Raw genomic sequence first — 26,593 nt, 5'->3', positions numbered from 1 at the left:
GCCAGGTGATTAGTTTTTTGGCAACGCGTTGGGCAGTTTGAAAACACATGGATCGAAAAATACGCAGAATTTTAACCTGATGGGTAGTGATTTATTCGGCGCTTTATGCCGTTATTTTATGCTGCAAACTGCACTTTTAGTTGTTTATCTCTGCCTGATTTCAGAATATTATCTTTGCTTAATCGCCTGAAAAATAGAGATTTTAGTCTGGTTTTTGACAAAAACCTGCGCTAAACCATTAAAGGCACTGGTAAAAATAGCGTTGTTCATTAAAAGTACAGAATGCTTTTTAACCATAATAAAACAAAATATAAACACGACATCACGAATGGGGATTCAGAGATGAAAAGGAACGCGAAGACGTTAATCGCGGGGATGGTCGCACTGTCGATCTCGCATGCCGCCATGGCGGAGGACATTAAAGTTGCGGTAGTGGGTGCGATGTCCGGCCCTGTTGCCCAGTGGGGTGACATGGAGTTCAACGGTGCGCGCCAGGCCATCAAAGACATCAACGCTAAGGGCGGCATCAAAGGCGACAAGCTGGTGGGCGTAGAATATGACGACGCCTGCGATCCGAAACAGGCCGTCGCGGTCGCTAACAAAATCGTCAACGATGGCATCCAGTATGTGATCGGCCACCTGTGCTCGTCGTCCACCCAGCCCGCGTCTGATATCTACGAAGACGAAGGCATTCTGATGATCACCCCCGGTGCGACCAACCCGGAACTGACCCAGCGCGGCTATCAGCACATCATGCGTACCGCCGGGCTGGACTCCTCTCAGGGGCCAACCGCAGCCAAATACATCCTTGAAACCGTCAAGCCGCAGCGTATCGCCATTATTCATGACAAGCAGCAGTACGGTGAAGGCCTGGCGCGCTCCGTTCAGGACGGCCTGAAAAAAGGCGGCGCAAACATCGTCTTCTTCGACGGGATTACCGCCGGTGAGAAAGACTTCTCCGCGCTGATCGCTCGTCTGCAAAAAGAGAATATCGACTTTGTTTACTACGGCGGCTACTACCCGGAGATGGGGCAGATGCTGCGTCAGGCGCGCGCCACCGGTCTGAAGACCCAGTTTATGGGGCCAGAGGGTGTGGGCAATGCCTCCCTGTCAAACATCGCCGGGGATTCTGCCGAAGGCATGCTGGTGACGATGCCAAAACGCTATGACCAGGATCCGGCCAACAAGGCTATCGTGGACGCGCTCAAGGCGCAGAAGAAAGATCCGAGTGGTCCGTACGTCTGGATCACCTACGCCGCCGTGCAGTCTCTGGCCACCGCGCTGGATCGTACCGGCAGCAAAGAACCGCTGGATCTGGTGAAAGATTTAAAAGCACACGGGGCGAACACCGTGATTGGGCCGCTGAACTGGGATGAGAAAGGCGATCTGAAGGGATTTGAGTTTGGTGTCTTTAAGTGGCACGCCGACGGGTCATCCTCGGCCGCCAAATAATTATCCCACCGCCCGGACTGACGGGCGGGTATAAAAAGGTTTGCATATGTCCGAGCAGTTTCTCTATTTCCTGCAGCAGATGTTTAACGGCGTCACGCTGGGAAGCACCTACGCGCTGATTGCCATCGGCTATACGATGGTTTACGGCATTATCGGCATGATTAACTTCGCCCACGGCGAGGTCTACATGATCGGTAGCTATGTCTCCTTTATGATTATCGCCGCCCTGATGATGATGGGCATCGACAGCAGCTGGCTGCTGGTCGCCGCCGGGTTTGTCGGCGCGATTGTGATTGCCAGCGCCTACGGCTGGAGCATTGAGCGCGTGGCCTACCGGCCGGTGCGCAGCTCCAAACGCCTGATTGCGCTGATTTCCGCCATCGGGATGTCGATCTTCCTGCAAAACTACGTCAGCCTGACCGAAGGCTCGCGCGACGTGGCGCTGCCAAGCCTGTTTAACGGCCAGTGGATTGTGGGGGCCAGTGAAAACTTCGCGGCCTCTATCACCACCATGCAGCTGGTTATCTGGGTCGTGACCTTTATTGCGATGCTTGCCCTGACGCTGTTCATCCGCTACTCGCGGATGGGACGCGCCTGCCGCGCCTGCGCTGAAGACCTGAAGATGGCGAGCCTGCTCGGCATCAACACCGACCGCGTGATTGCCCTGACCTTCGTGATTGGCGCCGCGATGGCGGCCGTCGCAGGTGTCCTGCTCGGCCAGTTCTACGGCGTGATCAACCCGTACATCGGCTTTATGGCCGGGATGAAAGCCTTTACCGCGGCGGTGCTGGGCGGTATCGGCAGTATTCCGGGCGCGATGATTGGCGGCCTGATCCTGGGCGTGGCGGAAGCGCTCTCCTCGGCGTATCTGAGCACGGAATATAAAGATGTGGTGTCGTTTGCCCTGCTGATTCTGGTTCTGCTGGTCATGCCTACCGGCATTCTGGGCCGTCCGGAGGTAGAGAAAGTATGAAACCGATGCATTTTGCAATGGCGCTGCTCTCTGCCGCCATGTTCTTCGTGCTGGCAGGCGTCTTTATGGGCGTCCAGTTAGGTCTGGATGGGACGAAGCTGGTGGTGGATACCGCCCCCGACATCCGCTGGCAGTGGGTATTTATCGGCACTGCCGTCGTGTTCCTGTTCCAGCTGCTGCGTCCGCTGTTCCAGAAGTCGCTGAAAAACGTCTCCGGGCCGAAATTCGTTCTGCCGGCCATCGACGGGTCTACCGTTAAGCAGAAGCTGTTCCTCGTGGCGCTGCTGGTGGCTGCCGTGGCGTGGCCGTTTGTGGTCTCTCGTGGCACCGTGGATATCGCTACCCTGACCATGATCTACGTGATCCTCGGTCTCGGTCTGAACGTGGTGGTGGGGCTCTCTGGCCTGCTGGTGCTGGGCTACGGCGGCTTCTACGCCATCGGCGCCTACACCTTCGCGCTGCTGAACCACTATTACGGGCTCGGCTTCTGGACCTGCCTGCCGCTGGCGGGGCTGGTCTCAGCCGCGGCAGGCTTCCTGCTCGGTTTCCCGGTACTGCGCCTGCGCGGTGACTACCTGGCGATTGTAACCTTAGGCTTTGGTGAAATCGTCCGTATCCTGCTGCTGAACAACACCGAAGTGACCGGCGGCCCGAACGGCATCAGCCAGATCCCGAAACCAACCTTCTTCGGCCTGGAGTTCAGCCGTACCGCCCGCGAAGGCGGCTGGGACACCTTCAGTAACTTCTTCGGCGTGAAGTATGACCCGTCCGACCGCGTCATCTGGCTCTATCTGGTGGCGTTGCTGCTGGTAGTGATCACCCTGTTCGTGATTAACCGCCTGCTGCGCATGCCGCTGGGCCGCGCGTGGGAAGCGCTGCGCGAAGATGAGATTGCCTGCCGTTCCCTGGGCCTGAACCCGACCCGCATCAAGCTGACCGCGTTCACCATCAGCGCCGCGTTTGCCGGTTTCGCCGGGACGCTGTTTGCCGCGCGTCAGGGCTTCGTCAGCCCGGAATCGTTCACCTTTGCCGAATCCGCTTTTGTGCTGGCGATTGTGGTGCTCGGCGGGATGGGCTCGCAGTTTGCTGTTATCCTCGCGGCCATCCTGCTGGTGGTCTCGCGCGAGCTGATGCGCGACTTTAACGAATACAGCATGTTAATGCTGGGTGGTTTGATGGTGCTGATGATGATCTGGCGTCCGCAGGGCTTGCTGCCGATGACCCGTCCACAGCTGAAGCTGAAGAACGGGCAAGCGAAAGGAGAGCAGGCATGAGTCAGCCATTATTATCCGTTAACGGTCTGATGATGCGTTTTGGCGGCCTGCTGGCGGTCAACAATGTGTCACTGGATCTGCACAAGAAAGAGATTGTCTCCCTGATTGGCCCGAACGGCGCGGGGAAAACCACGGTATTTAACTGCCTGACCGGTTTTTACAAGCCGACGGGCGGCACCATCATGCTGCGCGACAAGCATCTTGAAGGGCTGCCTGGCCAGCAGATTGCCCGCATGGGCGTGGTGCGTACCTTCCAGCACGTACGTCTGTTCCGCGAAATGACGGTGATTGAGAACCTGCTGGTCGCGCAGCATCAACAGCTGAAAACCGGGCTGTTCTCCGGCCTGCTGAAAACCCCGGCCTTCCGCCGCGCCCAGGATGAAGCGCTCGATCGCGCCGCCACCTGGCTCGACCGCATTGGCCTGCTGCAGCACGCCAACCGTCAGGCGAGTAACCTGGCTTACGGCGACCAGCGTCGTCTGGAGATTGTGCGCTGCATGGTGACCCAGCCGGAGATCCTGATGCTCGACGAACCGGCGGCGGGCCTCAACCCAAAAGAGACCAAAGAGCTGGACGAGCTGATTGCCGAACTGCGCGATCACCACGACACCACCATTCTGCTGATTGAGCACGACATGAAGCTGGTAATGGGCATTTCCGACCGTATCTACGTGGTTAACCAGGGTACGCCGCTGGCAAACGGCACGCCGGAAGAGATCCGCAACAACCCGGACGTGATCCGCGCATACCTGGGTGAGGCATAAGATGGAAAAAGCGATGTTAACGTTCGACAAGGTCAACGCGCACTACGGCAAGATCCAGGCGCTGCACGATGTCAGCCTGCATATCAATCAGGGTGAAATCGTTACCCTGATTGGCGCCAACGGCGCGGGCAAAACCACGCTGCTCGGCACCTTGTGCGGCGATCCGCGCGCCACCAGCGGGCGGATTGTGTTCGATGGTAAGGACATTACCGACTGGCAGACGGCCAGAATCATGCGTGAGGCGGTGGCGATTGTCCCGGAAGGGCGTCGCGTCTTCTCGCGTATGACGGTGGAAGAGAACCTGGCGATGGGCGGTTTCTTCGCCCATCGCGATGAATACCAGACCCGCATCAAGTGGGTGTACGAACTCTTCCCGCGCCTGTGGGAGCGTCGCATTCAGCGTGCGGGCACCATGTCCGGCGGTGAACAGCAGATGCTGGCAATTGGCCGCGCGCTGATGAGCCAGCCGCGTCTCCTGCTGCTGGATGAGCCGTCGCTCGGTCTTGCGCCGATCATCATCCAGCAGATATTCGACACCATTGAGCAACTGCGCAAAGAGGGGATGACCATCTTCCTCGTCGAGCAGAACGCCAACCAGGCGCTGAAGCTCGCTGACCGTGGCTACGTGCTGGAGAACGGCCGCGTGGTGCTTGAGGATACCGGAGACGCGCTGCTGGCGAACGAAGCGGTGCGGAGCGCTTACCTGGGCGGCTGAGCCGTCTGTATCGCCCGGTGGCGCTGCGCTTACCGGGCCTACAGGGATCGAGTAGGCCGGGTAAGGCGTAGCCGCCACCCGGCTTTTTTAACCGCTACACCCCTTCACACAACCATCATCCCCCTGACCCTTTACTGTCACTTATCTGTAAACAAACAGTTATTTTTCTGTCATTCGAGCATGTCATGTTACCTCGCGAGCATAAAACGCGTGATATCGCGCATCCGGCACAATAAGAGAGATGACAATGACATCGTTACGACACACAGCTTTGGGTCTGGCACTGGGTCTGGCTTTTGCGACGAACGCAATGGCTGTGACGACCATTCCGTTCTGGCATTCCATGGAAGGGGAGTTGGGTAAAGAAGTTGACTCCCTGGCGCAGCGTTTCAACGACACCCATCCGGATTACAAAATTGTGCCGGTGTACAAAGGTAACTACGAGCAGAGCCTGAGCGCGGGCATCGCCGCCTTCCGTACCGGCAACGCGCCTGCACTGTTACAGGTTTATGAAGTGGGCACCGCCACCATGATGGCCTCCAAAGCTATCAAGCCGGTGTATGAAGTGTTCAAAGAGGCGGGTATCAACTTTGATGAATCCCAGTTTGTGCCGACCGTAGCGGGTTACTACACCGATTCCAAAACCGGACATCTGCTGTCTCAGCCGTTTAACAGCTCCACGCCGGTGCTGTACTACAACAAAGACGCCTTCAGGAAAGCCGGTTTAGACCCGGAGCAGCCGCCAAAAACCTGGCAGGACCTGGCCGAATACACTGCGAAGCTGAAAGCGGCGGGGATGAAGTGCGGCTACGCCAGCGGCTGGCAGGGCTGGATCCAGATTGAAAACTTCAGCGCCTGGCACGGCCTGCCGGTGGCGACCAAAAACAACGGCTTCGACGGCACCGATGCGGTACTGGAGTTCAACAAGCCGGAGCAGGTGAAGCACATTGCGCTGCTGGAAGAACTCAACAAGAAGGGCGACTTCAGCTACTTCGGGCGTAAAGACGAATCCACCGAGAAGTTCTACAACGGCGACTGCGCCATTACCACCGCCTCGTCCGGCTCGCTGGCGGATATCCGTCACTACGCCAAATTCAACTACGGCGTGGGCATGATGCCGTACGACGCTGATGTGAAGGGCGCGCCACAGAACGCCATCATCGGCGGGGCGAGCCTGTGGGTGATGCAGGGTAAAGACAAGGGCACCTATAAAGGCGTGGCCGAGTTCCTCGACTTCCTGGCGAAGCCGGAAAACGCTGCCGAATGGCACCAGAAGACCGGCTACCTGCCGATCACCAAAGCCGCGTATGACCTGACCCGCGAGCAGGGCTTCTACAGCAAGAACCCGGGCGCGGATATCGCGACGCGTCAGATGCTGAACAAGCCGCCGTTGCCGTTCACCAAAGGCCTGCGCCTGGGCAACATGCCGCAGATCCGCACCATCGTGGATGAAGAGCTGGAAAGCGTGTGGACCGGGAAGAAAACGCCACAGCAGGCGCTGGATTCCGCAGTAGAGCGCGGGAATCAGCTGCTGCGCCGCTTTGAGCAGTCGACGAAATCGTAATTCAAACCTGCCCCTCACCCCGGCCCTCTCCCCACAGGGGCGAGGGAGAAAAGACGGCTCCGTGCAGTCCCCTCTCCCCTCTGGGGAGAGGGTTAGGGTGAGGGGTGAATACCTACAGAGCTAACCTATGTCATCATCCCGTCCGGTGTTCCGTTCCCGCTGGCTGCCGTACCTGTTGGTCGCGCCTCAGCTGGTCATCACCGTTATCTTCTTTATCTGGCCTGCGGGCGAAGCGCTGTGGTACTCGGTACAAAGCGTCGATCCGTTTGGGCTCTCCAGCCAGTTTGTCGGGCTGGACAACTTTACCGCGCTGTTCCATGACATCTACTACCTGGACGCCTTCTGGACGACGATGAAGTTCAGCGCGCTGGTCACCGTCAGCGGCCTTGTTGCCTCGTTGTTTTTCGCCGCGCTGGTGGACTACGTGGTGCGCGGAAGTCGTATTTATCAGACCCTGATGCTGCTGCCGTACGCCGTGGCACCCGCCGTCGCTGCCGTACTGTGGATTTTCCTGTTTAACCCCGGTCGCGGGCTGATCACCCATTTCCTGGCAGAGTTCGGCTACGACTGGAACCACGCCCAGAACAGCGGTCAGGCCATGTTCCTGGTGGTGTTTGCCTCGATGTGGAAGCAGATCAGCTATAACTTCCTGTTCTTCTTTGCCGCGCTGCAGTCCATTCCCCGTTCGCTGGTGGAAGCCGCCGCGATTGATGGCGCAGGGCCAATTCGTCGTTTCTTCAGACTGTCGCTGCCGCTGATCGCCCCAGTGAGCTTCTTCCTGCTGGTGGTTAACCTCGTGTACGCCTTCTTCGACACCTTCCCGGTGATCGATGCGGCCACCGCAGGCGGCCCGGTGCAGGCGACCACGACGCTTATCTACAAGATCTACCGCGAAGGCTTCGCCGGGCTGGATCTCTCCGCCTCCGCCGCGCAGTCGGTGGTGTTGATGTTCCTCGTCATCATCCTCACGGTGGTGCAGTTCCGCTATGTCGAAAGTAAGGTGCGCTACCAATGATTGAGAACCGTCGCGGGCTGACGATTTTCAGCCACACCATGCTGATTCTGGGGATTATCGTCATCCTCTTCCCGCTGTACGTGGCCTTTGTCGCCGCCACGCTGGACACCAAAGCGGTGTTCGACACGCCGATGACGCTGATCCCAGGCACACATCTGTTCGAGAACATGAAAACCATCTGGACTCAGGGCGTGGGCGCCAACAGCGCGCCGTTCTGGCTGATGATGCTCAATAGCTTCATCATGGCGTTCGGCATTACGGTCGGCAAAATTACGGTGTCGATGCTCTCGGCCTTCGCCATCGTCTGGTTCCGTTTTCCGCTGCGCAACCTGTTTTTCTGGATGATTTTTATCACCCTGATGTTGCCGGTGGAGGTGCGTATCTTCCCGACGGTGGAAGTGATCGCCAACCTCAAGATGCTCGACAGCTACGCGGGCTTGACCCTGCCGCTGATGGCCTCAGCGACCGCCACCTTCCTGTTTCGCCAGTTCTTTATGACCCTGCCGGACGAGCTGACTGAAGCGGCGCGCATTGATGGCGCCTCGCCGATGCGCTTCTTCCGCGACATCGTGCTGCCGCTGTCGAAAACCAACCTTGCGGCGCTGTTTGTGATCACCTTTATCTACGGCTGGAACCAGTACCTGTGGCCGCTGCTGATTATTCAGGACGTCAATCTCGGCACCGCCGTGGCGGGCATCAAAGGCATGATTGCCACCGGCGAAGGCACCACCCTCTGGAACCAGGTGATGGCGGCGATGCTGCTTACCCTTATCCCACCCGTAGTCATTGTTTTAGCCATGCAGCGCGCGTTTGTCCGCGGCCTGGTCGATAGCGAGAAATAAGATGGCAGGTTTAAAACTTCAGGCAGTAACCAAAAGCTGGGACGGCAAAACCCAGGTGATTCAGCCGCTCACGCTCGACGTGGCGGACGGGGAGTTTATCGTGATGGTCGGCCCATCCGGCTGTGGCAAATCCACCCTGCTGCGCATGGTGGCGGGGCTGGAGCGCGTGACCTCCGGGGATATCTGGATTGACCGCCAGCGCGTCACCGAGATGGAGCCGAAAGACAGAGGCATCGCGATGGTCTTCCAGAACTACGCTCTCTATCCGCACATGAGCGTGGAAGAGAACATGGCCTGGGGGCTGAAAATACGCGGCATGGGCAAAGGCCATATCGAGGAGCGCGTGAAAGAAGCCGCCCGCATTCTGGAGCTGGACGGCCTGCTGAAGCGCCGCCCGCGCGAGCTTTCCGGCGGCCAGCGCCAGCGCGTAGCGATGGGGCGCGCCATCGTGCGCGACCCGGCGGTATTCCTGTTCGACGAGCCGCTTTCTAACCTCGACGCCAAGCTGCGCGTGCAGATGCGTCTTGAGCTGCAGCAATTGCACCGTCGTCTGAAAACCACATCGCTGTACGTTACCCACGATCAGGTCGAAGCCATGACCCTCGCCCAGCGCGTGATGGTGATGAACAAAGGCGTTGCCGAGCAGATTGGCACCCCCGTGGAAGTCTACGAGAAACCGGCCACCCGTTTCGTGGCGAGCTTTATCGGCAGCCCGGCGATGAACCTGCTGGAAGGGCGCATCAGCAGCGCGGGCTCGCACTTTGAGCTGGAAAGCGGGATGGCATTGCCGATCAACTGGTACTATCGTGGCTACGCCGGGCGTAAGATGACGCTCGGTATCCGCCCGGAACATATCGGTTTAATCACTCAGGCGGAAGGCGGCGTGCCGCTGGTGATGGACACGCTGGAGATGTTGGGTGCAGATAACCTGGCGCACGGGCGCTGGGGCGAACAAAAAATGGTGGTGCGTCTGGCACATCAGGAGCGCCCTAAAGCAGGCAGTACGCTGTGGCTACACCTGCCGGAAAATCATCTGCACCTGTTTGACGGTGAAACAGGACAACGAGTATGAGCAACTGGCCTTATCCCCATGTCGTCGCCCACCGGGGCGGCGGTAAGCTGGCGCCGGAGAATACCCTGGCGGCGATTGACGTTGGCGCGCGCTACGGCCACACGATGATCGAGTTCGACGCCAAGCTGTCGAAAGACGGCGAGATTTTCCTGCTGCATGACGATAACCTCGAACGCACCAGCAACGGCTGGGGCGTCGCGGGCGAGCTGCCGTGGCGCGATCTGCTGAAAGTCGATGCCGGAAGCTGGTACAGCGGCGAATTCAAAGGCGAACCGCTGCCGCTGCTGGCGGAAGTGGCCGATCGCTGTCGCCAGCATGGCATGATGGCCAATATCGAAATTAAACCGACCACCGGCACCGGGCCGCTGACGGGCAAAGTCATTGCCCTTGCCGCGCGTGAGCTGTGGGAGGGGATGACCGCACCGCTGCTGTCATCATTTGAAATCGATGCGCTGGAGGCCGCACAGGCCGCAGCGCCGGAACTGCCGCGCGGACTGCTGCTGGACGAGTGGCGCGAGGACTGGCGCGAGCTGACGACGCGCTTAGCGTGTGTCTCTATTCATCTTAATCACAAGCTGCTGGATGAGGCGCGGGTGAAGATGCTGAAAGACGCGGGCCTGCGTATTCTGGTTTACACCGTCAATAAACCCCAGCGTGCGGCCGAACTGCTGCGCTGGGGCGTGGACAGCATCTGTACCGATGCGATTGACCTGATCGGCCCGGACTTTAGTTCTGCGGATTAAGCATACTGCCATTCGACTGCGGCGGCAGCATATGCTGCTGTCCGCTGCCTGACGAGGTCATCCCACCTAACATTCCGCCGTTTTTGTTCGGCAACGGCTGCTCGCGCACCTGCCCCTGCTGCACGCGCTGGGTGTTGGCGTTCATCTGATTTTGCAGGCTTTGCTGCTGCATCTGGGTCTGCGTTCTCAGTTGCTGATTCAGCATCCCTTTTTGCTGCTGTTGCTGGCTCATCATCTCGGTCTGCATACGCTGCTGGCTCGGGATGACATACCCCTGCTGGTTCGGGTTATTCATGGTGTTGAGTGGCTGTGCGAGCGCGGCAAAGGGGATCAGCGCCGTAAGAATCAATAAGCGTTTCATTGTCATTTCCTCCTTTTGAGGTCTCTCTTAAGTTTACCCTGATTTCACCATGACGATGATTTTTTAGGAGTTGTGAACCAGGCTTAAGCGGGGAATATGGATCCCTTCACCTGGAGAACAATAATGATGAAACCAACGTTTTTGCGCTGGGTCGCCCTCGCCGCGCTGATGGCAGGCGGTACATTTAGCGTGGCGGCCAACCCGCCCGCGGCGCCTCCGGTCTCTTACGGCGTGGAGGAAGATGTTTTTCATCCCGTGCGGGCAACCCACGGCATGGTGGCATCCGTGGATGCGCTGGCGACCCGCGTGGGCGTCGATATTCTCAGGCAGGGCGGTAACGCGGTGGATGCGGCGGTCGCCGTCGGCTACGCGCTGGCGGTGACGCACCCGCAGGCGGGGAATCTGGGCGGCGGTGGCTTTATGATGCTGCGTGCCAAAGACGGTAAAACCACCGCCATCGACTTCCGTGAAATGGCACCTTCTCAGGCGTCACGGGACATGTTCCTTGATGACCAGGGGAACCCGGACAGTAAAAAATCCCTGACCTCGCATCTCGCGTCCGGCACGCCGGGTACCGTTGCGGGCTTCTCGCTGGCGCTGGAAAAATACGGCACGATGCCGCTGAATAAGGTGGTACAGCCTGCTATCAAGCTGGCGCGGGAGGGCTTTGTGGTGAATGACGCGCTGGCAGACGACCTCAAAACCTACGGCAGCGAAGTGATTCCGAATCACGAAAACAGCAAGGCCATCTTCTGGAAAGACGGTGAACCGCTGAAGAAGGGCGATAAGCTGGTGCAGAAGAACCTCGCTAAAAGCCTGGAGTTGATTGCGGAGCACGGTCCTGACGCCTTCTACAAAGGGGCGATTGCCGACCAGATTGCACAAGAGATGCAGAAGAACGGCGGACTCATCACCAAAGCGGATCTGGCGGACTACAAGGCGGTAGAGCGCGAGCCGATTAGCGGCACCTACCGCGGGTACGAGGTCTTCTCTATGCCGCCACCTTCTTCCGGGGGCATTCACATCGTGCAGATCCTCAACATTCTTGAAAACTTCGATATGCACAAGTTCGGCTTCGGCAGCGCGGATGCCATGCAGGTGATGGCGGAAGCGGAAAAACGCGCCTACGCCGACCGCTCGGAATATCTCGGCGACCCGGACTTCGTGAAGGTGCCGTGGCAGGCGCTGACCAACAAGGCGTATGCCAAATCCATTGCCGATCAGATCGACATCAACAAGGCTAAGCCGTCGAGCGAGATCCGCCCCGGCAAGCTGGCGCCGTATGAAAGCAACCAGACCACCCACTTCTCGGTGGTGGATAAAGACGGTAACGCAGTGGCGGTGACCTATACGCTCAACACGACCTTCGGCACCGGGATTGTGGCGGGTAACAGCGGCATTTTGCTGAATAACGAGATGGATGACTTCTCTGCCAAGCCGGGCGTGCCGAACGTCTACGGGCTGGTCGGCGGCGATGCGAACGCGGTAGGGCCGAAGAAACGTCCGCTGTCGTCCATGTCGCCCACCATCGTGGTGAAAGAGGGCAAAACCTGGCTGGTAACCGGTAGCCCGGGCGGCAGCCGGATTATCACCACCGTATTGCAGATGGTGGTGAACAGCATCGACTTTGGGATGAACGTCGCCGAAGCCACCAACGCCCCGCGTTTCCACCATCAGTGGCTGCCGGACGAGCTGCGCGTCGAGAAGGGCTTTAGCCCGGACACCATTAAACTGCTTGAGCAGCGTGGGCAGAAGGTGGTGGTGAAAGAGGCGATGGGCAGCACCCAGAGCATTATGGTGGGGCCGGACGGGGCGCTGTTTGGCGCATCAGATCCGCGTTCGGTGGATGATTTGACGGCGGGGTATTGATTATTCCCCTCACCCTAACCCTCTCCCCATAGGGGAGAGGGGATTGCACGGTGCGGTCTTTTCTCCCTCGCCCCTATGGGGTGTACAGTCCGGGATGAGGGGAGTGTGTCACTTCATTCTCGCCATATAATACGCGTCCACATATTCGCCGTTGCGCAGGGCAAATTTCTTGCCGGTCCCTTCGATTTCAAAACCAAAATTTTTATAGAGGGCAACTGCCGCGGGGTTATCGGCAAAGACCGTCAGTTCGATACGTTCAATGCGCAACCAGTTGTCACACAGGTTGATCATCTCGCTCATGAGCCTGCGGCCTACGCCGCGTCCCTGCATATCCGCAGCCACGCTGATGCCGAATGTGGCAACATGGCTGCGACGCGGGTTTTCCATTACGTCCAGCGCCATATGTCCAATAACGCGCTGGTCCAGACAGGCAACGAGATGGCGCCGGCCTGGTTTTGTCGCAACGCGTTCGTGCCACATTTCCATAGAAGGATGAGGGAGCTGTAGCGTGTCGTGATACACATCAGGATGCGACATGATGTCACGTAAAGCTTCTGCATCGCTGGGTTCGATGTGGCGTATCACTATCTCACTCATTCCTTGTTCCTCAGTCAGTTAAACGTCCCTTCCAACATCAATGACTTTAAAATTTGAGTCAACCGCTATTTTTTGCAAAAAGTATTGGACAAGTGCGAATGAGAATGATTATTATTGCTCTGCATTCAGGAAGACCCCTACGGGAACCTGAAAGCACGACATTGCTCACATTGCTTCCAGTATTACTTTAGCCAGCTTTTAGCTGGCTTTTTTTTTGTTATGGTTAGACTCAGTAACCTTCCAAAAGGACTGAGCTATGACACTACATTGCGCATTTATTGGATTTGGTAAAAGTACGACCCGCTATCACCTGCCGTATGTTCTTAACCGCAAAGACAGCTGGCATGTGGCCCATATCTACCGCCGCCGCGCGAAGCCGGAAGAGCAATCTCCGCAGTATTCCCACATCCACTTCACCAGCGATCTCGATGAGGTGCTTAACGACCCACAGGTGAAGCTGGTGGTTGTCTGCACCCACGCCGACAGCCATTTTGACTATGCCAAACGCGCGCTCAATGCGGGTAAAAACGTGCTGGTAGAAAAGCCGTTCACCCCGACTATTGCCGAAGCGAAAGAGCTGTTCGCGCTGGCGAAAAGCAAAGGCCTGACCGTCACGCCGTATCAGAACCGTCGCTTTGACAGCTGCTTCCTGACGGCGAAAAAAGCGATTGAAAGCGGCAAGCTCGGCAACATCGTGGAAATCGAAAGCCACTTCGATTACTACCGTCCGGTGGCGGAAACGCAACCCGGACTGCCTCAGGATGGTTCGTTCTATGGTCTGGGCGTGCACACCATGGACCAGATCATCTCCCTGTTTGGCCGCCCGGACCACGTGGCGTATGACATTCGCAGCCTGCGCAGCAAAGCCAACCCGGACGATACCTTCGAAGCCCAGCTGTTCTACGGCGACCTGAAGGCCATCGTCAAAACCAGCCATCTGGTGAAAATCGACTACCCGAAATTTATCGTTCACGGCACTAAAGGTTCGTTTATCAAATACGGTATCGACCAGCAGGAGACCAGCCTGAAGGCCAATATCATGCCGGGTGAGCCAGGCTTTGCCGCGGACGATTCCGTGGGCGTGCTGGAGTATGTGAACGACGAGGGCGTGACGGTCAAAGAAACGCTGAAGCCGGAAACCGGCGACTATGGCCGCGTCTATGATGCGCTGTTTGAGACCCTCACAAACGGCACGGCGAATTACGTCAAGGAATCTGACGTTCTGACCAACCTCGAAATCCTTGAACGGGCCTTCGAACAGGCTTCTCCTGCCACGATAACCCTCGCAAAATAAGCAAAAACGGCTCCTCTGCACTTGTTCACAATTTTTGAACAGAGGAGTCAATTTTCACCCTCTATGATCCCAGGCCGTTTGCGTCCACACTTACTCCATCGAAACGAACTGAGGGTGAAAACAATGATCTACTTACGCAAAGCAAACGAACGTGGTCACGCGAATCATGGCTGGCTGGACTCATGGCATTCATTCTCGTTTGCCGACTACTACGACCCGAACTTCATGGGCTTCTCAGCACTGCGCGTGATTAACGACGACGTGATTGATGCAGGCCAGGGCTTTGGTACCCACCCGCACAAGGACATGGAAATCCTGACCTATGTGCTGGAAGGCGCGGTTGAGCACCAGGACAGCATGGGCAACAAAGAGCAGGTTCCGGCGGGCGAGTTCCAGATTATGAGCGCGGGTACCGGGGTGCGTCACTCTGAGTACAACCCAAGCAAAACGGAAAAACTGCACCTGTATCAAATCTGGATCATTCCAGAAGAGACCGGCATCACGCCGCGCTACGAGCAGCGCCGCTTCGACGCGAAACAGGGTAAACAGCTGGTGCTCTCCCCGGATGCGCGTGAAGGCTCCCTGAAAGTGCATCAGGATATGGAGCTGTACCGCTGGGCGCTGGCGAAAGATGAACAGTCCGTGCATCAGATTGCCGCTAACCGCCGCGTCTGGATCCAGGTGGTGAAAGGTGACGTGTCCATCAACGGGACCAAAGCGACAACCGCCGATGGTCTGGCCATCTGGGACGAGCAGGCGATCTCCGTGCACGCCGACAGCGAAAGCGAAATTCTGCTCTTTGACCTGCCGCCGGTGTAATAAAACATAAATAAATCCCCATCCTTCCCTTTGACAGGGGAAGGATGGGCTTTGTCCGTGGTAAACTGAGCAAATCTCTCACTTCAAGATTTCTCAGGACGATGAAAAAGAAACGCCCCGTACTTCAGGATGTCGCCGATCGCGTCGGTGTGACCAAAATGACGGTCAGCCGTTTTTTACGTAACCCGGAACAGGTTTCCGTGGCGTTACGTGGCAAGATTGCCGCTGCCCTTGATGAACTGGGTTACATCCCCAACCGCGCGCCCGATATTCTCTCCAATGCGACCAGCCGCGCGGTGGGCGTTCTGCTTCCTTCTTTGACCAACCAGGTTTTCGCCGAAGTATTACGTGGAATCGAAAGCGTTACCGATGCGTTTGGCTACCAGACCATGCTCGCCCACTACGGGTACAAGCCGGAACTCGAAGAGGAACGTCTTGAATCGATGCTTTCCTGGAACATTGACGGCCTGATTTTAACCGAACGAACCCACACTGCCCGCACGCTCAAAATGATTGAAGTGGCCGGTATTCCGGTCGTGGAGCTGATGGACAGCCAGTCGCCGTGCCTCGACATCGCCGTCGGCTTTGATAACTTCGAAGCGGCGCGCCAGATGACGGCGGCCATTATCGCCCGCGGGCATCGTCATATCGCCTATCTGGGTGCGCGTCTTGATGAACGTACTATCATCAAACAGAAGGGATACGAGCAGGCGATGCTCGACGCGAACTTAACCCCGTACAGCGTGATGGTGGAGCAGTCCTCTTCCTATACGTCGGGTATTGAGCTGATGCGTCAGGCGCGACGCGAGTATCCGCAACTGGACGGTATTTTCTGTACCAACGATGACCTTGCGGTCGGCGCAGCATTTGAGTGTCAGCGTCTGGGGCTGAAGATCCCTGATGATATGGCGATCGCCGGTTTCCACGGCCACGATATTGGCCAGGTGATGGAGCCGCGTCTGGCGAGCGTCCTGACGCCGCGTGAACGTATGGGCCGAATTGGCGCAGAACGCCTGCTGGCGCGCATTCGTGGCGAGACGGTGACCCCGAAAATGTTAGATTTAGGTTTCACCTTGTCACCGGGTGGATCTATTTGAACTGACAAATTTGAAGTAGCTCACACTTATTCACTTCGCGCACGTTTGGATATTGCTTCTCTTTTGCCCCAGCAGGACAATGTTACCGATAACTGTTACCCGTAACAATTGACTGAGGGACACCCTTTGAGCACGACTAATCACGATCACCACGTCTACGTCCTGATGGGCGTTTCCGGTAGCGGGAAATCAGCCGTGGCCAGCGAAGTGGCGCATCAACTCCAGGCTGCGTTTCTTGATGGCGACTTCCTCCATCCGCGCAGCAACATCATGAAAATGGCCTCCGGCGAGCCGCTGAACGATGACGACCGCAAACCGTGGTTGCAGGCGCTGAATGACGCCGCGTTCGCGATGCAGCGCACCAACAAAGTCTCCCTGATCGTCTGCTCCGCGCTGAAAAAAACCTATCGCGACCTGCTGCGCGACGGCAACCCAAACCTCTCTTTCATCTACCTGAAAGGGGATTTCGAGGTGATTGAAAGCCGCCTGAAGGCGCGCAAAGGTCACTTCTTCAAAACCCAGATGCTGGTAACGCAGTTCGAAGCGCTGCAGGAGCCGGGTGAAGACGAGAAAGACGTCTTAGTGGTTGATATCGATCAGTCACTGGAGGGTGTTGTTGCCAGCACCATCGAGGTCATTAATAAAAGGCAGTAAGTTTTGAGTACATTAACGCTAGTTTTGACAGCAGTGGGTTCGGTATTGCTGCTGCTGTTTTTAGTGATGAAGGCGCGTATGCACGCCTTTGTTGCTTTGATGGTGGTTTCTATTGGTGCTGGTCTCTTTTCCGGTATGCCGCTCGACAAGATCGCCGCGACGATGGAAAAAGGGATGGGTGGTACGCTGGGCTTCCTGGCGATTGTGGTCGCGCTGGGCGCGATGTTTGGCAAGATTTTGCACGAGACGGGCGCGGTCGACCAGATTGCCGTCAAGATGCTGAAATCCTTCGGCCACAGCCGTGCGCATTACGCGATTGGTCTGGCCGGTCTGATTTGCGCGCTGCCGCTGTTCTTCGAAGTGGCCGTTGTGCTGCTGATAAGCGTCGCATTCTCCATGGCGCGCCATACCGGTACTAACCTCGTGAAGCTGGTCATTCCGCTGTTTGCGGGCGTGGCGGCGGCTGCGGCGTTTCTGCTGCCGGGACCCGCCCCGATGCTACTGGCCTCCCAGATGCACGCCGACTTTGGCTGGATGATTCTGATTGGCCTGTGCGCGGCAATCCCGGGGATGATTATCGCCGGCCCGCTGTGGGGCAACTTCATCAGCCGTTACGTTGAGCTGCATATTCCGGATGACATCACCGAGCCGCACCTGGGCGAGGGCAAAATGCCATCCTTCGGCTTCAGCCTGTCGCTGATCCTGCTGCCGCTGGTGCTGGTGGGTCTGAAAACCATCGCTGCGCGCTTTGTGCCGGTGGGGTCCACTGCCTACGAGTGGTTTGAGTTCATCGGTCACCCGTTCACGGCGATCCTGGTGGCGTGTCTGGTGGCGATTTACGGCCTGGCGATGCGTCAGGGGATGCCAAAAGACCGGGTGATGGAGATCTGCGGTGCGGCGCTGCAGCCTGCGGGGATTATCCTGCTGGTGATCGGTGCAGGCGGCGTGTTCAAGCAGGTGCTGGTGGATTCCGGCGTGGGCCCGGCTCTGGGTGAAGCGCTGACCGGGATGGGCCTGCCGATTGCGGTGACCTGCTTTGTGCTGGCTGCGGCGGTACGTATCATCCAGGGTTCTGCTACCGTGGCGTGTTTAACCGCCGTGGGTCTGGTGATGCCGGTGATTGAACAGCTGAACTACTCCGGTGCCCAGATGGCTGCGCTTTCTATTTGTATCGCGGGTGGTTCGATTGTGGTCTCTCACGTTAACGACGCCGGCTTCTGGCTGTTCGGTAAGTTTACCGGCGCCACCGAAGCGCAAACCCTGAAAACCTGGACGCTGATGGAAACCATTCTCGGCACGACGGGTGCAATTGTCGGGATGATTGCCTTTACGCTGCTCAGCTAAATGCGGTGATTTAACAAGGCTAAAAATAAGGCCCGGTAGCGTCAGCGCTTACCGGGCCTTTTTATTATCCAGGGCGTCAGGCCGGGCCATAACCCGGCATTGTGTTACTCGCCCTGCGTGGCGCTCTCAATCGTCAAGCGCACGTCCGAGGTAATCAGCTCTGCCAGCATCTGGTACACCTTCAGCGTCTCTTCCGGCTCGGCATCACCCGTATCACTGATGAAGCCTTCATCGCGAAGCGTCAGCACCAGGGAACTGAAGACCGCTTTGTCGAAGAATTCAGGGGCGTTAATGCCGTGCAGAACGGACAGGCGCTGGGCCAGCGTCCGGCTCTCTTTCTCCAGCGTACCGCGGTTGATAGACGGATTCGCGCTCAGCAGCCAGAACGTAATGGCGTAGCGCTGCAGCGTTTCGCGCGCACCGGCCGCCAGCAGCTGCAGGGTGCGGGAGCGTGACGGATTGATGTGCAGCTCGTCGTTGTTCAGGGTAATCAGCCCCTGGCGACGCATCTCTTCCATCATCTTATCCAGTTCTGTCGCCAGCTCATCCTTACTCCAGCGCAGGAACAGCTCCGCTTTCAGCATCGGATAGATGGTCTCAAGATGGCGCAATAGCTCCTGACGGGAGATATGACGATGCTGGGTAATAATGGCGGCCATGAGCGACGGCAGCATCAGCATATGCGTGATGTTGTTGCGGTAGTAGGTCATCAGCACTGCCTGCTCGCGCGGCAGAATGATGATGTCGCCGATCGTGTCCTTCTCCACTTCAAACTTGTTCATCTGCAACGCGTGATCGATAAGTTCACTGGCGGTTGCAGAAGGCACGGTCGAATCAACCGAGTACGGCACGTTACGCATCATATCCAGATAGCAATCCAGCTGCTCCGTGAGCTGTTCACGGGTCAGCGAGCGCTGACGTGAAGCCAGAAGTGCCGTACAGCACAGGTTCATGGCGTTAGCCGCACCGGCGTTGTTAATGCGCACCATCAGCTCGGATGCGATGCCGTTAACCGTTGGCGTCAGCCAGGCCGGACGCACCGCTTCGATAGGATCGATGGACTCGCGCCACTCCGGAACGTGATGGTTCAGGTACGTCATCAGCGGCATCGGCTCACCGAAGTTCACGTAGCCCTGACCGAGATTACGCAGCTTGCTCAAGCCGCGCAGCATCTGCGGCAGGCTCTCTTTCTCTTTGGTCGCACCACGCAGCTCTTTCGCGTATGTGCCCACTTCCATCACGTGCTCGTAGCCGATGTAGATAGGCACCAGCGTGATCGGACGGGTACCTCCGCGCAACATCGCCTGGATGGTCATCGATAGCGTGCCGGTCTTCGGATCGAGCAGACGTCCGGTACGGGAACGACCGCCCTCCACGAAGTACTCCACGGAATAGCCGCGGCTGAACAGCTCGCCCAGATACTCGCGGAACACAGTGGAGTAGAGCTTGTTGCCCTTGAAGGTACGACGAATAAAGAACGCGCCCAGGCGGCGGAAAATCGGACCTGCTGGCCAGAAGTTCAGGTTGATACCGGCTGCGATGTGCGGTGGTACCAGCCCCTGATGATAGAGCACGTAGGAAAGGAGCAGGTAGTCCATGTGGCTGCGGTGGCAGGGGACATAGACAATCTCATGGCCATCATGCGCCAGCTGACGCACACGCTCGGCGTTATGGACGTTGATGCCCTGATAGAGGCGGTTCCACGTAAAGCCGAGAATACGGTCGGACAGGCGAATCATCTCGTAAGAGAAGTTCGCTGCAATCTCTTCCATCAGCGCAATGGCGTTCTGCTGGGCTTTCTCATGCGAAATTTTCTTGCTGCGCGCTTCATCTTCAACGGCGCGGGCAATCGCTTTGGAGGCCAACAGCTTGTTGAACAGATCCTGACGCGCCGGGAGGCGTGGTCCTACGGCAGCCAGGCGCTGACGGGCGAAGTGCATACGCGCCACGCGCGCCAGTTTTTGCGCGATGATCTTGTCGGTGCCGTGCTCGTCCGCCATGCGACGCAGCGAAACGGAAGGGGAGAAACGCACAAAGCTGTCGCGTCCCAGCCAGGAGACCGCGAAGAACTTCTGGATGCCGTTAAGCATGCGCAGCGGCGGATTCTCTTCGCCTTTTTCACGGCCCGGACGACGACCAAACATCACCGATACCGGCACCATCTGCACATCCAGATCGGGATTGCTGCGGTGCAGGTCGAGATAGTCATGGAACAGCTTGATGGACTCTTCTTTTGGCGTGTAATAGGTAAACACGCGCGGTCCACCGTGAATGAACACGTAGCGCGGCAGCAGCGTACCGTCAACTTCCAGCGGTTCAAGCGGGTCAGGTAAGTCATGCGCCAGACATTGGGCGCGAAGCGTCAGTAAGTCAGCCTTCGAGTTATAAGGCAAAACGTACATAATGGGGCGTGACGTATCAAGCCCCAATTCCAGCGCGGGTTCTGCTGGGATAGACTTGCTTTTTACCAGGATGCTTAATGGTAAATTAAGTAATTTGTAGTAAATTCGTGGCCAGCCGGACATAAACGATGTAAAGCCTCTGGTTAATAATGCAATTGCGGCGCAAGGATAACAGAAAGCGCGCAAAATTTCTGTTGTTACCCGTCATACTTCAGGCTGTAGCGAAACGCGCTACGGCTCCTGTTACTGACGCTCTTTTTTAAAAAAGGTTCTTTTAATGGCCAATAATACCACTGGGTTAACACGTATCATCAAAGCCGCCGGCTATTCATGGAAAGGTTTCCGTGCCGCATGGGTCAACGAAGCCGCCTTTCGCCAGGAGGGCGTCGCCGCTATCATCGCGGTGATCGTCGCCTGTTTCCTTGATGTTGATGCGATTACCCGCGTACTGCTTATCGGTTCCGTTCTTCTGGTGATGATAGTGGAAATTCTTAATAGCGCTATTGAGGCCGTTGTGGATCGCATTGGTTCCGATTTCCATGAGCTTTCTGGCCGTGCAAAAGACATGGGCTCTGCTGCCGTGTTGCTGGCGATTATCACTGCCGTTATCACCTGGGTCACGCTGCTTTGGTCACATTTCCGATGAGCCTCGAGGAATAATTAAGTCCCTGGTTTTTTGTGCAGTTTTTGGTTCCAAAATCGCCTTTGACTGTATATACTCACAGCATAACTGTATATACACCCAGGGGGCGGAATGAAAGCGTTAACGACCAGGCAGCAAGAGGTGTTTGATCTCATCCGGGATCATATCGGCCAGACGGGTATGCCACCCACGCGTGCGGAAATCGCGCAGCGTCTGGGTTTCCGTTCTCCAAATGCTGCCGAAGAACACCTGAAAGCGCTGGCGCGTAAGGGCGTGATTGAGATTGTCTCGGGCGCGTCACGGGGTATCCGCCTGCTGGTGGAAGAAGAGACGGGCATTCCGCTGATAGGGCGTGTTGCTGCCGGTGAGCCTTTACTGGCTCAGCAGCATATTGAAGGTCACTACCAGGTCGATCCTGGCATGTTCAAACCGAGCGCTGACTTCCTGCTGCGCGTCAGCGGCATGTCGATGAAAGACATCGGTATTCTTGATGGCGATCTGCTTGCGGTGCATAAAACACAGGATGTGCGAAACGGCCAGGTGGTGGTGGCGCGCATTGATGACGAAGTGACCGTTAAGCGTCTGAAAAAACAGGGTAACAGCGTACAGTTGCTGCCTGAAAACAGCGAGTTTTCACCCATTGTGGTCGATCTCCGCGAACAGAGCTTCTCTATTGAAGGTCTGGCGGTAGGCGTGATTCGCAACGGTGAATGGCTGTAACCTCTTCCTGACAGGCTATGGCACCGCTGTAGCCTGATTCATTCCCCACTCCCGGTATCTTTCATGTCACTGCTGACGGCATCCGATAAGGCATTGTGGCGTCTTGCTCTGCCGATGATTTTCTCCAATATTACCGTACCCTTGCTGGGGCTGGTCGATACTGCCGTTATAGGCCATCTTGATTCACCGGTTTATCTTGGCGGCGTGGCGATTGGCGCGACGGCAACCAGCTTCCTGTTTATGCTGCTGCTCTTTTTGCGCATGAGCACCACCGGTCTTACCGCACAGGCTTATGGCGCGAAAGATCCGCTGCGTCTGGCGCGCGCGCTGGTGCAGCCGCTGATCCTCGCGCTTGGCGCGGGTGCGTTCATCGTTTTATTGCGGGCACCCCTGATCGATCTTGCGCTTCATATTGTTGGCGGCAGCGAGGCGGTATTAGAGCAGGCGCGACGTTTCCTTGAAATCCGCTGGCTCAGCGCGCCCGCGTCGCTGGCTAACCTGGTTCTGCTGGGGTGGCTACTGGGCGTGCAGTACGCCCGTGCACCCGTGATTTTGCTGGTGGTGGGTAACCTGCTCAACATTGTTCTGGATATCTGGCTGGTCATGGGTCTGCATATGAACGTGCGGGGCGCGGCGCTGGCGACGGCGATTGCCGAATACGGGACCTTTATCATTGGCTTATGGATGGTCTGGCGTGTACTGGCCATGCGCGGGATCTCCCTGGCGCTGCTCAAAACCGCATGGCGCGGCAATATCCGTAAGCTGCTGGCCCTCAACCGTGACATCATGCTGCGCTCGCTTCTTCTCCAGCTTTGCTTCGGGGCACTGACGGTTTTCGGAGCTCGACTGGGGCCAGAAATCGTCGCGGTCAACGCAGTATTGATGACGTTGCTGACGTTTACCGCCTACGCGCTGGACGGTTTTGCCTATGCGGTTGAAGCGCATTCCGGGCAGGCGTACGGGGCGCGCGAAAGCGGTCAGCTACGGGATGTCTGGCGGGCTGCCTGCCGTCAGTCGGGACTGGTGGCGCTGGCATTTGGCCTGGTTTACGCCTGCTTTGGTGAGCAGATCGTTGCATTGCTTACCTCTCTCCCTGCGCTGCGCGAGCTGGCGAGCCACTATCTCATCTGGCAAGTCGTCTTACCGGTGGTTGGCGTCTGGTGTTATCTGCTGGACGGCATGTTTATTGGTGCGACGCGCGGGGCCGAAATGCGCAACAGCATGGCCGTCGCGGCGGCTGGGTTTGGTCTGACGCTGCTGACGCTCCCCTGGCTGGGTAATCATGGTTTGTGGCTGGCCCTGGCCGTCTTCCTCTCACTGCGCGGGTTATCGCTGGCGTTTATCTGGCATCGACACTGGCAAAACAATACCTGGTTTCCCTCGCGCTCCGATATATCGTGACGGTTAAAGATTCCGAATATGAAATTAACCACGGAATCCTTAACTACAATAATTATCACGTCCAGCAGAAAAGAACGTAACGGACGTTACGACCCGACGCTTAACGAAGAGGACACGATGATGAATAAAGACGAAATCGGCGGCAACTGGAAGCAGTTCAAAGGTAAAGCGAAAGAACAGTGGGGTAAGCTGACGGATGACGACATGACCGTCATCGAAGGTAAACGCGATCAGCTTGTCGGTAAAATTCAGGAACGTTACGGCTACGCAAAAGACCAGGCGGAAAAAGAAGTGGGCGACTGGGAAAAACGCAACGACTACCGCTGGTAACGCTGAATAACCCACAGGGCGGCTCTAAGCCGCCTTTTCTTTTGCCGTTAACGCGGCTTTTTCTTCACCAGAATAGAGTGGTCGTGCTGACACGCGTCCTGATGACGACAGGCTTCCACCTCCACGCACGCGGAACAGAGCCCGTGCGCCTCAATCACGTTATGACGCAGGGCAAAACCCATTTTCGCTGCCAGCGTATGCATAATATCTTCCACGCCTTCCGCAGCCTCTTCTTTCACCACGCCGCAGCGGTCACAGATAAACATCGCCGATGTGTGGGTGGGCTGATCGAACAGATGGCACAGCACATAGCTGTTAGTGGATTCCACCTTGTGCACAAACCCTTGTTCAAGCAGGAAATCCAGTGCGCGATAGACCGTCGGCGGCTTTGCCTGCGGCTCGCTTTCGCGCAGCAGATCCAGCAGATCGTAGGCGCTGATGGCACCCTGCTGCAGGCTCATCAGGCGTAAGACTTCAAGGCGCTGCGGAGTCAGGCGCACATTGCGTTGCGCACACAGCTTTTCGGCCTGCGCTAACAGCTCTTTTGTGGACTTATCCATGTAGCACCCCGGATGTTATAGGACGGAAAACCCCCACTTTATCATGTTCTGCTAAAAACACCGAGATCCGCCAGTCTGTGCTATACCTGACCCATCGAAAACCGGGAGAACCAAAATGAAAAGACCTGACTGTATTCGGCACTGGCGCGACGTGGAAGGCGCGGATGACTCGACCTACCCCGACAGCGATGAGCTGTTCTCTATCGGCGCACCGCTGGCTCGCAGGCTTGGGCTCGGGCGTATTGGCATCCATCATGAGCGCCTGCCGCCGGGGCGCAGAACGTCCTATCCGCATGCGGAGAGCGACGAAGAAGAGTTTATTTACGTGCTCGAAGGTTACCCTGAAGCCTGGATTAACGGCTACTTGTGGAAGCTGGAGCCTGGCGACAGTGTAGGTTTTCCCGCCGGAACCGGCATCTGTCATACCTTTATCAACAACACGGACGACGAGGTTCGGTTACTGGTCGTTGGCGAGGCCAACAAGAAGCACAACCGCATCTACTATCCGCTCAACCCTGAGTATGCCGCCACGCGGGAAGATCGCTGGGTAGACCATCCCCCACAGTTTTTTGGGCCGCATGATGGAAAACCTGGGAAAAAATAATTTCCTCTTCTATAAATATTGAGGGCCGTCACAAAATATAACAGGCCGTAAGGGAGTTTTACTTAGGGAAAGAAATAGCGGGTCTTTTACTACTTATTCACAGCAATAGTTCGTTCCTGTTTGGGTGATAACAGACAGGGGTTATTTCATAACAGACTATAACGGGCATACTGTGAAAAAAAATTTTAAATTTTCGGTGGTTAGCATTGCTGTCTCCTTGTTTATGGCAAATCAGGCGGGAGCAGCCAATACCTGGACAGAATCACGCAGCGACGCCATGGGTGGCACCGGCGTGGCGTCGGGAAGCTATGGCAGTGGGGCGTTAATCAACCCGGCGCTGCTGGCAAAGGCAAAACCGGACGATGATGTGACGGTCATCTTGCCAGCCGTTGGGGTGCAGGTGACGGATGAAGACAATCTTCAGGACGAGATTGATAACATCAATGACAAAATCAATCACTACAAGGATGTGGTTGATAATCTCACGCCACGAGAAATTATCACCAATCCGTTAGGTTCCATTAATCAATTCCAGGGCGCGGCCAAAGATCTGGCCGATGAGCTGGACTATCTCAAAGGCAAAACCGCACGCGCAACGGCTGGTGCAGGGCTTGCGGTGAGTATCCCTAACGATGTCCTTTCCGTCGCCTTCATGGCGAAAGGTTATGCACATGGCCGGGTGAGCTCGTCTATCGATCAGCAAGACATTGATTATCTGCGTGGTATTCAACGAAGTAATGTGGTGGCGGCCGGTGTTGCGCTGGATGCTGCGCTGAACGGTACGGATCAGATCACTAAGAACCTCAACTCAACGGCGTCCGGCCGGGCGGCGATTGTCTCCGACTACGGTGTTGCCGTTGCCCGTCAGTTTGATCTCGGCGGCGTCCCGGTTTCCGTGGGCGTAACACCAAAACTGCAAAAAACCTGGGTCTATAACTACACCACGTCAATCTACGATTACGACAGTAACAAGTGGAACGACAGCCGCTACCGTACTGACGATACGGGCTTCAACGTGGATGCCGGTATTGCGGCCGATTTCGGCGAAAACTGGACCGTTGGCGTAAGCGGACAAAACCTGATGTCGCGTGATATCGACACCAAAGATATCCGTATCCGCAATGGCCGTACGGGAGAAGTGGTGAGCTATAAAGACACCTACCAGATCCGTCCGCTGGTGACCGCCGGTGCCGCCTGGCACAACGATCTGGTGACGCTGACCGCCGATGGCGATCTGACGGAAACCAAAGGCTTCAAGAGTGAAGATACGTCGCAGTACGTGGGTGTCGGTGCCGAGGTGACACCGCTGAGCTGGCTGGCGGTGCGTGCGGGTTATCGTGCCGACGTGAAGGGTAACGACAGTAATGTCTTTACCGGCGGTGTCGGTTTCGCGCCGTTTAGCACCGTGCATGTTGACCTGATGGGCCTGTACGGTGAAGACGAAACCTGGGGCGCAGGGGCTCAGCTGAGCATGACGTTCTAAA

General features: G+C 56.9%; 26 protein-coding genes. 22 read left to right on the top strand and 4 right to left on the bottom strand.

Annotation, left to right across the window (positions count from 1 at the left end; all coding sequences use genetic code 11):
* Positions 1-342: 342 nt before the first annotated feature.
* The 10 genes from livK to ugpQ all read left to right on the top strand — a co-directional run bounded on the left by livK (position 343) and on the right by ugpQ (position 10,414).
* Positions 343-1,452, top strand: coding sequence for a high-affinity branched-chain amino acid ABC transporter substrate-binding protein LivK (livK, locus tag LJA86_RS20895; protein ID WP_008500098.1), 1,110 nt, complete (start codon positions 343-345; stop codon positions 1,450-1,452).
* A gap of 46 nt (positions 1,453-1,498) precedes the next feature.
* Positions 1,499-2,425, top strand: coding sequence for a high-affinity branched-chain amino acid ABC transporter permease LivH (gene livH, locus LJA86_RS20890; RefSeq protein ID WP_008500099.1), 927 nt, complete (start codon positions 1,499-1,501; stop codon positions 2,423-2,425).
* Entirely contained in the window at positions 2,422-3,699 is a 1,278-nt protein-coding gene (gene livM / locus LJA86_RS20885; RefSeq protein WP_045909161.1) for a branched chain amino acid ABC transporter permease LivM, read from the top strand. The genes livH and livM overlap by 4 nt, the downstream gene beginning before the upstream one ends.
* Positions 3,696-4,463 (top strand): high-affinity branched-chain amino acid ABC transporter ATP-binding protein LivG, encoded by a 768-nt coding sequence (gene livG / locus LJA86_RS20880; RefSeq protein WP_024906698.1) that lies wholly within the window; start codon positions 3,696-3,698, stop codon positions 4,461-4,463. The genes livM and livG overlap by 4 nt, the downstream gene beginning before the upstream one ends.
* A gap of 1 nt (position 4,464) precedes the next feature.
* Positions 4,465-5,178: a high-affinity branched-chain amino acid ABC transporter ATP-binding protein LivF gene (gene livF / locus LJA86_RS20875; RefSeq protein ID WP_008500102.1), complete on the top strand. Its 714-nt coding sequence runs from the start codon at positions 4,465-4,467 to the stop codon at positions 5,176-5,178.
* A gap of 247 nt (positions 5,179-5,425) precedes the next feature.
* Positions 5,426-6,742 (top strand): sn-glycerol-3-phosphate ABC transporter substrate-binding protein UgpB, encoded by a 1,317-nt coding sequence (ugpB, locus tag LJA86_RS20870; RefSeq protein ID WP_008500103.1) that lies wholly within the window; start codon positions 5,426-5,428, stop codon positions 6,740-6,742.
* A gap of 127 nt (positions 6,743-6,869) precedes the next feature.
* Positions 6,870-7,757: a sn-glycerol-3-phosphate ABC transporter permease UgpA gene (gene ugpA, locus LJA86_RS20865; RefSeq protein ID WP_229226681.1), complete on the top strand. Its 888-nt coding sequence runs from the start codon at positions 6,870-6,872 to the stop codon at positions 7,755-7,757.
* Positions 7,754-8,599: a sn-glycerol-3-phosphate ABC transporter permease UgpE gene (gene ugpE / locus LJA86_RS20860; RefSeq protein ID WP_229226680.1), complete on the top strand. Its 846-nt coding sequence runs from the start codon at positions 7,754-7,756 to the stop codon at positions 8,597-8,599. Before ugpA ends, ugpE begins: the two co-directional genes overlap by 4 nt.
* Position 8,600: 1 nt before the next feature.
* Positions 8,601-9,671: a sn-glycerol-3-phosphate import ATP-binding protein UgpC gene (locus tag LJA86_RS20855; protein ID WP_229226679.1), complete on the top strand. Its 1,071-nt coding sequence runs from the start codon at positions 8,601-8,603 to the stop codon at positions 9,669-9,671.
* Complete coding sequence (gene ugpQ, locus LJA86_RS20850) at positions 9,668-10,414, top strand: glycerophosphodiester phosphodiesterase (RefSeq protein WP_045909163.1); 747 nt, start codon at positions 9,668-9,670, stop codon at positions 10,412-10,414. The genes LJA86_RS20855 and ugpQ overlap by 4 nt, the downstream gene beginning before the upstream one ends.
* Here the strand turns inward: ugpQ and LJA86_RS20845 are convergent.
* Positions 10,398-10,775, bottom strand: a complete 378-nt coding sequence (locus LJA86_RS20845) for a DUF2756 family protein (RefSeq protein WP_045328887.1) — start codon at positions 10,773-10,775, stop codon at positions 10,398-10,400. The two genes, ugpQ and LJA86_RS20845, sit on opposite strands and share 17 nt — an antisense overlap.
* 123 nt (positions 10,776-10,898) lie before the next feature.
* Here LJA86_RS20845 and ggt point away from each other — a divergent pair, with 123 nt between their 5' ends.
* Positions 10,899-12,644, top strand: a complete 1,746-nt coding sequence (gene ggt, locus LJA86_RS20840) for a gamma-glutamyltransferase (RefSeq protein WP_229226678.1) — start codon at positions 10,899-10,901, stop codon at positions 12,642-12,644.
* A gap of 108 nt (positions 12,645-12,752) precedes the next feature.
* On the opposite strand, the gene yhhY is transcribed toward ggt, so the two are convergent.
* Positions 12,753-13,241, bottom strand: a complete 489-nt coding sequence (gene yhhY / locus LJA86_RS20835) for an N-acetyltransferase (RefSeq protein ID WP_021242744.1) — start codon at positions 13,239-13,241, stop codon at positions 12,753-12,755.
* Positions 13,242-13,497: 256 nt separating this feature from the next.
* On the opposite strand from yhhY, the gene LJA86_RS20830 reads away from it, so the two are divergent.
* From LJA86_RS20830 to gntU, 5 genes are all read left to right on the top strand, one after another.
* A complete protein-coding gene (locus tag LJA86_RS20830; protein WP_229226677.1) occupies positions 13,498-14,535 on the top strand; it encodes an oxidoreductase in 1,038 nt (345 codons plus the stop codon).
* 123 nt (positions 14,536-14,658) lie between these two features.
* Positions 14,659-15,354: a pirin family protein gene (locus LJA86_RS20825; protein WP_021242746.1), complete on the top strand. Its 696-nt coding sequence runs from the start codon at positions 14,659-14,661 to the stop codon at positions 15,352-15,354.
* 101 nt (positions 15,355-15,455) lie between these two features.
* Complete coding sequence (gene gntR, locus LJA86_RS20820) at positions 15,456-16,451, top strand: gluconate operon transcriptional repressor GntR (RefSeq protein WP_021242747.1); 996 nt, start codon at positions 15,456-15,458, stop codon at positions 16,449-16,451.
* 126 nt (positions 16,452-16,577) lie between these two features.
* Positions 16,578-17,105: a gluconokinase gene (gntK, locus tag LJA86_RS20815; RefSeq protein ID WP_008503362.1), complete on the top strand. Its 528-nt coding sequence runs from the start codon at positions 16,578-16,580 to the stop codon at positions 17,103-17,105.
* A gap of 3 nt (positions 17,106-17,108) precedes the next feature.
* Positions 17,109-18,449, top strand: coding sequence for a gluconate transporter (gntU, locus tag LJA86_RS20810; protein WP_014833577.1), 1,341 nt, complete (start codon positions 17,109-17,111; stop codon positions 18,447-18,449).
* A 104-nt stretch (positions 18,450-18,553) separates the two neighbouring features.
* Here the strand turns inward: gntU and plsB are convergent, their stop codons facing one another.
* Complete coding sequence (gene plsB, locus LJA86_RS20805; RefSeq protein ID WP_069719700.1) at positions 18,554-20,974, bottom strand: glycerol-3-phosphate 1-O-acyltransferase PlsB; 2,421 nt, start codon at positions 20,972-20,974, stop codon at positions 18,554-18,556.
* A 154-nt stretch (positions 20,975-21,128) separates the two neighbouring features.
* Here plsB and LJA86_RS20800 point away from each other — a divergent pair, with 154 nt between their 5' ends.
* The 4 genes from LJA86_RS20800 to LJA86_RS20785 all read left to right on the top strand — a co-directional run bounded on the left by LJA86_RS20800 (position 21,129) and on the right by LJA86_RS20785 (position 23,945).
* Complete coding sequence (locus LJA86_RS20800) at positions 21,129-21,497, top strand: diacylglycerol kinase (protein ID WP_021242750.1); 369 nt, start codon at positions 21,129-21,131, stop codon at positions 21,495-21,497.
* 108 nt (positions 21,498-21,605) lie between these two features.
* Entirely contained in the window at positions 21,606-22,214 is a 609-nt protein-coding gene (lexA, locus tag LJA86_RS20795) for a transcriptional repressor LexA (RefSeq protein ID WP_048030217.1), read from the top strand.
* Positions 22,215-22,277: 63 nt separating this feature from the next.
* Complete coding sequence (gene dinF / locus LJA86_RS20790) at positions 22,278-23,615, top strand: MATE family efflux transporter DinF (protein ID WP_196353078.1); 1,338 nt, start codon at positions 22,278-22,280, stop codon at positions 23,613-23,615.
* A gap of 120 nt (positions 23,616-23,735) precedes the next feature.
* Positions 23,736-23,945: a CsbD family protein gene (locus tag LJA86_RS20785; protein ID WP_014830284.1), complete on the top strand. Its 210-nt coding sequence runs from the start codon at positions 23,736-23,738 to the stop codon at positions 23,943-23,945.
* A 47-nt stretch (positions 23,946-23,992) separates the two neighbouring features.
* On the opposite strand, the gene zur is transcribed toward LJA86_RS20785, so the two are convergent.
* Positions 23,993-24,505: a zinc uptake transcriptional repressor Zur gene (zur, locus tag LJA86_RS20780; protein WP_008503369.1), complete on the bottom strand. Its 513-nt coding sequence runs from the start codon at positions 24,503-24,505 to the stop codon at positions 23,993-23,995.
* A gap of 115 nt (positions 24,506-24,620) precedes the next feature.
* Here zur and LJA86_RS20775 point away from each other — a divergent pair, with 115 nt between their 5' ends.
* Both LJA86_RS20775 and LJA86_RS20770 read left to right on the top strand, forming a co-directional pair.
* A complete protein-coding gene (locus LJA86_RS20775) occupies positions 24,621-25,109 on the top strand; it encodes a cupin domain-containing protein (protein WP_048030220.1) in 489 nt (162 codons plus the stop codon).
* 172 nt (positions 25,110-25,281) lie between these two features.
* A complete protein-coding gene (locus tag LJA86_RS20770; RefSeq protein WP_048030222.1) occupies positions 25,282-26,592 on the top strand; it encodes a conjugal transfer protein TraF in 1,311 nt (436 codons plus the stop codon).
* Position 26,593 lies beyond the last annotated feature (1 nt).

It is taken from the genome of Enterobacter sp. TCD1-1 (assembly GCF_020567405.1).
GTDB lineage: Bacteria > Pseudomonadota > Gammaproteobacteria > Enterobacterales > Enterobacteriaceae > Enterobacter > Enterobacter quasiroggenkampii.
This window is presented reverse-complemented; position numbering and strand designations above follow the sequence as displayed.

Excerpts from the sequence above, each read along its gene's own strand:
- ugpB (WP_008500103.1), top strand. The coding sequence starts at position 5,426 with ATGACATCGTTACGACACACAGCTTTGGGTCTGGCACTGGGTCTGGCT.
- lexA (WP_048030217.1), top strand. The coding sequence starts at position 21,606 with ATGAAAGCGTTAACGACCAGGCAGCAAGAGGTGTTTGATCTCATCCGG.
- livG (WP_024906698.1), top strand. The coding sequence starts at position 3,696 with ATGAGTCAGCCATTATTATCCGTTAACGGTCTGATGATGCGTTTTGGC.
- LJA86_RS20855 (WP_229226679.1), top strand. The coding sequence starts at position 8,601 with ATGGCAGGTTTAAAACTTCAGGCAGTAACCAAAAGCTGGGACGGCAAA.
- LJA86_RS20845 (WP_045328887.1), bottom strand. The coding sequence starts at position 10,775 with ATGAAACGCTTATTGATTCTTACGGCGCTGATCCCCTTTGCCGCGCTC.
- LJA86_RS20785 (WP_014830284.1), top strand. The coding sequence starts at position 23,736 with ATGAATAAAGACGAAATCGGCGGCAACTGGAAGCAGTTCAAAGGTAAA.
- LJA86_RS20825 (WP_021242746.1), top strand. The coding sequence starts at position 14,659 with ATGATCTACTTACGCAAAGCAAACGAACGTGGTCACGCGAATCATGGC.
- ugpE (WP_229226680.1), top strand. The coding sequence starts at position 7,754 with ATGATTGAGAACCGTCGCGGGCTGACGATTTTCAGCCACACCATGCTG.
- zur (WP_008503369.1), bottom strand. The coding sequence starts at position 24,505 with ATGGATAAGTCCACAAAAGAGCTGTTAGCGCAGGCCGAAAAGCTGTGT.
- plsB (WP_069719700.1), bottom strand. The coding sequence starts at position 20,974 with ATGTCCGGCTGGCCACGAATTTACTACAAATTACTTAATTTACCATTA.
- LJA86_RS20800 (WP_021242750.1), top strand. The coding sequence starts at position 21,129 with ATGGCCAATAATACCACTGGGTTAACACGTATCATCAAAGCCGCCGGC.
- LJA86_RS20830 (WP_229226677.1), top strand. The coding sequence starts at position 13,498 with ATGACACTACATTGCGCATTTATTGGATTTGGTAAAAGTACGACCCGC.
- yhhY (WP_021242744.1), bottom strand. The coding sequence starts at position 13,241 with ATGAGTGAGATAGTGATACGCCACATCGAACCCAGCGATGCAGAAGCT.
- ugpA (WP_229226681.1), top strand. The coding sequence starts at position 6,870 with ATGTCATCATCCCGTCCGGTGTTCCGTTCCCGCTGGCTGCCGTACCTG.
- livF (WP_008500102.1), top strand. The coding sequence starts at position 4,465 with ATGGAAAAAGCGATGTTAACGTTCGACAAGGTCAACGCGCACTACGGC.
- dinF (WP_196353078.1), top strand. The coding sequence starts at position 22,278 with ATGTCACTGCTGACGGCATCCGATAAGGCATTGTGGCGTCTTGCTCTG.
- gntR (WP_021242747.1), top strand. The coding sequence starts at position 15,456 with ATGAAAAAGAAACGCCCCGTACTTCAGGATGTCGCCGATCGCGTCGGT.
- livH (WP_008500099.1), top strand. The coding sequence starts at position 1,499 with ATGTCCGAGCAGTTTCTCTATTTCCTGCAGCAGATGTTTAACGGCGTC.
- livK (WP_008500098.1), top strand. The coding sequence starts at position 343 with ATGAAAAGGAACGCGAAGACGTTAATCGCGGGGATGGTCGCACTGTCG.
- ggt (WP_229226678.1), top strand. The coding sequence starts at position 10,899 with ATGATGAAACCAACGTTTTTGCGCTGGGTCGCCCTCGCCGCGCTGATG.
- livM (WP_045909161.1), top strand. The coding sequence starts at position 2,422 with ATGAAACCGATGCATTTTGCAATGGCGCTGCTCTCTGCCGCCATGTTC.
- LJA86_RS20775 (WP_048030220.1), top strand. The coding sequence starts at position 24,621 with ATGAAAAGACCTGACTGTATTCGGCACTGGCGCGACGTGGAAGGCGCG.
- ugpQ (WP_045909163.1), top strand. The coding sequence starts at position 9,668 with ATGAGCAACTGGCCTTATCCCCATGTCGTCGCCCACCGGGGCGGCGGT.